Raw genomic sequence first — 4,446 nt, forward strand, 5'->3', positions numbered from 1 at the left:
GCCAGGTGGCCGAGAGGACCTTGGAGACAGCCGCTTTGATACCTTCATGGGCATCGGAGACGACGAGCTTGACGCCGCTGAGACCACGACGGGTCAGCTTGCGCAGGAACTCGGTCCAGATCGGCTCGGCTTCGGACGTGCCGACCTCTATGCCCAGCACCTCGCGCCGGCCGTCGGTGTTGACGCCGACCGCGATGATGACGGCGACGGAGACAATGCGCCCGCCGCGCCGGACTTTCAGATAAGTGGGATGAGTAGGCGATGCGCGCCTTACCGCATTGCGGCGGCAGGTCTCGCATCGCCTCTCGCCGAACCGGACGTGCGCCTTTCGTTACGCATCCGGCTCTCCAGAAGACATGGCAAAGTCAGGCACTTCCATCCACGCAAGACGATATCGCTCGACAGGTGTCCAGCAGAGCACATGTTGCTCGATGGATCCTTCTCTCCAGACCCGTCTCGTCGGCCGGCGTCTGCTTGGCTGTTTCGAGCCCCACAGTTCATTCGGCGTCGCTTTTGGGCGTTTCTTACGGAGCCAGCAGTAAAGACGCAGGCCGATGTACCAGTCGAGAGCGACAAATACGCGGCCAGCGCCCACACAGTAGCGGTAATAATTCGCCCATCCGCTGGTGATGGCATTCACCTTTCGGAGCTTTTCGCCAAGGCTGACGCAGATGCTGTCGCGCTGCGTCAGTTCCTTGACTTTATGACGTAGGTTCGCGGCCTTTGCGTTGGGTATTTCGACGCGAGGACCGTAGCCATAACGTTCGTCCCAATGTGCACCGAAACGGAATCCGAGGAACTCGAAGCCCGCTGTCATGGCCGTGACCTTCGTCTTTTCCGGCGACAATGTCAGCCCGGTGGTTTTGATCAGGTAGTCGGCGAGTGCGGATTTCTCTGCCATGGCCTCCTCCATTGATCCGGACACCAGAACCACGAAGTCATCGGCATAGCGCACCGGCAGAAACACACAGCGTCCTGCTATGCGGTCCGTGTCCCGCGCGCTCGCCGCTGCCGCCACCCCGTTGCTCTTGCGACGGGACTGGGTCTTCCGGCGATGATAGACCCACCTCTCATATCGCTCCTCGATCGCACTGAGCGCGATGTTGGCGAGCAAGGATGAGATTATCCCGCCTTGGGGAGTACCGGCGTCTGTCCGCAGGAACTGATCCTCCGCCAGAACACCGGCCTTCAGGAATAGTCCGACCAATCTCACCACTCGCCGATCGGCAATGCGCTTGCGCATTCGATCGAGAAGGTGGTGATGATTGATATTGTCGAAGCATCCTCTGATGTCCCCCTCAATAACCCAAGGGTATGGCAACCGGTTTCGTCGGGTGTCCTTGTCACGCTTCTGCGGCAAGGCTGCCCGACGAATGTACTCCAAGGCACCATGGGTGTTCCTGCCGGGCCGGAACCCGTAAGAGACATGCCAGAATTGCGCCTCGAAGATCGGCTCCAAAAGGATTTTAACCGCGCCCTGTACGACGCGGTCTCTGACGGTGGGAATACCCAAGGGCCGGAATTGCCCCGGTTTCCCGGCCTTTGGAATGAACTTGCGTCTGGCCGGACTTGGCCGATACGCACCACTGCGCAGATCAGCTTGAAGATCGACCAGGAAGCGATATTCACCCCTATTCCGGATGCGTCCCACCGTCATCCCGTCAACCCCGGCCGTGCGTCCCCCTTTGTTAGAGGCGACGCGCTGCCAGGCATGACGCAGCACTCTGAGGTCGGTCAACCAACCCCACATGTCGCGCCACTGATCGTCGGGATTCGCCTTACTCCACTGATAGAGTTTGCTTTGAATGCCGAGTACCCAGACCTTGTCGGTCCGATGATCCATGTCCACAGATCACTTCTCCGTCTTTGCAAGCCTATCGTCTTCCTGCTTCCCTTCGCCCTGTGTGCGGTTTTCCCGCACTCCGACTACTACGAAAGCTCCGCCCTTGGCATCGTCCCTATCTGGCCGTCGCAGCGAGCCCGGCTTCCGACCGGGCAGACGATCCAAGTTCCCATGTTCCGATTTCCAACCTCGTGCCGTTAGGCGGCGAGCTCTGCCCCGTGCAATGCGGGAGGTGGGGCATTGGAGCCAGTCCCATCTCGGGTCTCATCGAGAACCCGGCAGTAAGGATCGACGAACCTTACCGCCTCTGATCGCTCTTTCGTGCTTCCACGCCATCACGCTGATGGAAGCGATTTCTGTGTTTCGAGGCTTCTGGCGCCCACTTCGTTGTCTCGCCATGGGCACTGCGGTAGTCCGGCCCGCGGTTGATGGCCCGCGTCCGGTACAGTTAAGGCCAATCTGCTTATGCAACCCAACCGGCGACGCCCGGTCCGGCTTCTCGGCCCCCTTCGACCCACTGCTCCTGCAGATCGGGCGGCATCGCAGCCGCCGGTCAAAAATCGGCAAGCTTTGAGAGGTTACGCTAAAACATCAGCACCTCCCGCGCCGCATGGCGCACCGTCGATCCATAGATATGGCCAATCGCCCTCGATCGGCCGAGCCAGGAAAGCCTTGACCTTGTCGTCGATCTCTTCGCATAGCCGGGAGACCTGGCTCTTGGAAATGCCCGACATTCCCATCGCCTTGACCAAGTCATCGACCGAACGGGTTGACACACCCTGGATRTARGCTTCCTGGATSACKGCGGTCARAGCCTTCTCRGCCATGCGACGTGGTTCAAGAAAGCTTGGGAAATAGCTGCCGGTCCTRAGYTTSGGGATMCGCAGCTCGACGGTTCCAGCCCGTGTTTCCCAATCCCGCTCTCGATAGCCGTTACGCTGAGCGAGCCGCAACGCATTCTTCTCGCCATAAGCAGCACCCGTCTTGGCGCCAATCTCCAGTTCCATCAGCTTCTCGGCCGTAAAGCCGATCATCTCGCGCAACAAATCGGCATCGGCACTCTTCTCAACAAGCGAGCGCAGGTTCATCATGTCGTCGGTCATCAGTGGTCTTTCCATCAGGTTTGAGCTTGAACAACCCGACCCTACCGGAAAAACATTGATGACCACCCGCTACGCCGCTCACTCGCTACGGCGCTGTTGTGGGCGCGCTCGCGAGCGGCTTCGCTACCGCCGAGCTACACCTCCCCCAGGGACGCGACCGAGCCCGCGCTCTGTCGACACATTTGATGGATGAAAGCGGCCGCTTTGCAGCCGCTATAGTATGAAATCGCCCGAGGTTAGCGCTGTTGCGGGGTTCGCCACTCTGATAGCGAAATCGGCGATTCCGTCGCCGTTTATGTCGCCCTGCACGATGAAGTTTGTACCTGATGCAACGGAAATCAACTCACCAGATACATGGTGAAAGGCAGTGGTAAAGATGAACGAATCGTCGGCACCTCCCGCGATCGCATCGATCGCACTCAGATTAACCCGATCGCCTTGGGCCGAATTGAAATCGAGAATGCCGTCGCGTCCGCTTGCGGAGACCGTCGAATCTGCCAAGCCGACATATATGAATTGATCCGCACCTGATCCACCGGTGAGCATGTCAGCGCCAACTCCGCCGATAATCTGGTCGCCTCCTCCTCCGCCAACAATGGTGTCATTGCCTGCCTGGCCATTGAGCAAGTCGATATTGCTACCGCCGGTGATCGCATCGGCGCCCGATGAGCCTGTAATGGTGAACGCTTCAGTCTGGTTGGCAAGGTTCAGCGTGACTGCCGTCGTGAGAAGCACATTCTCAATATTGGCGATCTGGGCATTGCTGGTGCTTGTGAAGGCCGCACCGATGTTCAGAGTATCGTTCCCATTGGCTCCATCGAGAAGCGTGTCATTCTGAGCGCCTGCTATAGTGTCGTCGCCCAGTCCAGCATTGATGCTGTCTGCCCCTGCGCCACCAGTGATCGCATCGGCGGCTGATGAGCCTGTAATGGTGAACCCCTCAGTCTGGTTGGCGAGGTTCAGCGTCACTGCCGTCGTGAGTAGCACATTTTCGATATTTGCGATCTGGGCATTGCTGGTGCTTGTGAAGGCCGCTCCGATRTTCAGGRTATCGTTGCCATTGCCGCCGTTGAGCAGCGYGTCGTTYTGGGCAGCGATCAGGGTGTCGTTGCCGGAYCCGGCAGTGATGCTGTCAGCCCCTAATGACCCGGCAATGGTGAACCCCTCAGTCTGGTTGGCGAGGTTCAGCGTCACTGCCGTCGTAAGTAGCACATTTTCGATATTGGCGATCTGCGCATTGCTCGTGCTCGTGAAAGCCGCACCGATGTTCAGAGTATCGTTCCCATTGGCTCCATCGAGAAGCGTGTCGTTCTGAGCGCCTGCTATAGTGTCGTCGCCCAGTCCAGCATTGATGCTGTCTACCCCCGTTCCACCAGTGATCGCATCGGCGCCCGATGAGCCTGTAATGGTGAACGCTTCAGTCTGGTTGGCGAGATTCAGTGCGACCGCCGCGGTGAGCAGCACATTTTCGATATTTGCAATCTGGGCATTGCTGGTGCT

2 protein-coding genes and 2 pseudogenes are annotated in these 4,446 nt (G+C 58.7%); all 4 read right to left on the minus strand.

The window, feature by feature from the left end:
- Positions 1-247, minus strand: a pseudogene (locus AC1D06_RS41895) (transposase); the annotation flags it as partial.
- 84 nt (positions 248-331) lie between these two features.
- A complete protein-coding gene (gene ltrA / locus AC1D06_RS41900) occupies positions 332-1,843 on the minus strand; it encodes a group II intron reverse transcriptase/maturase (protein ID WP_477991410.1) in 1,512 nt (503 codons plus the stop codon).
- A gap of 620 nt (positions 1,844-2,463) precedes the next feature.
- Positions 2,464-2,946: pseudogene (locus AC1D06_RS41905) on the minus strand (transposase); the annotation flags it as partial.
- Positions 2,947-3,159: 213 nt separating this feature from the next.
- The coding region (locus tag AC1D06_RS41910) for a beta strand repeat-containing protein (protein WP_477991408.1) at positions 3,160-4,446 on the minus strand (1,287 nt) is incomplete at its 5' end.

The organism is Rhizobium sp. P2_G2, from assembly GCF_056403555.1.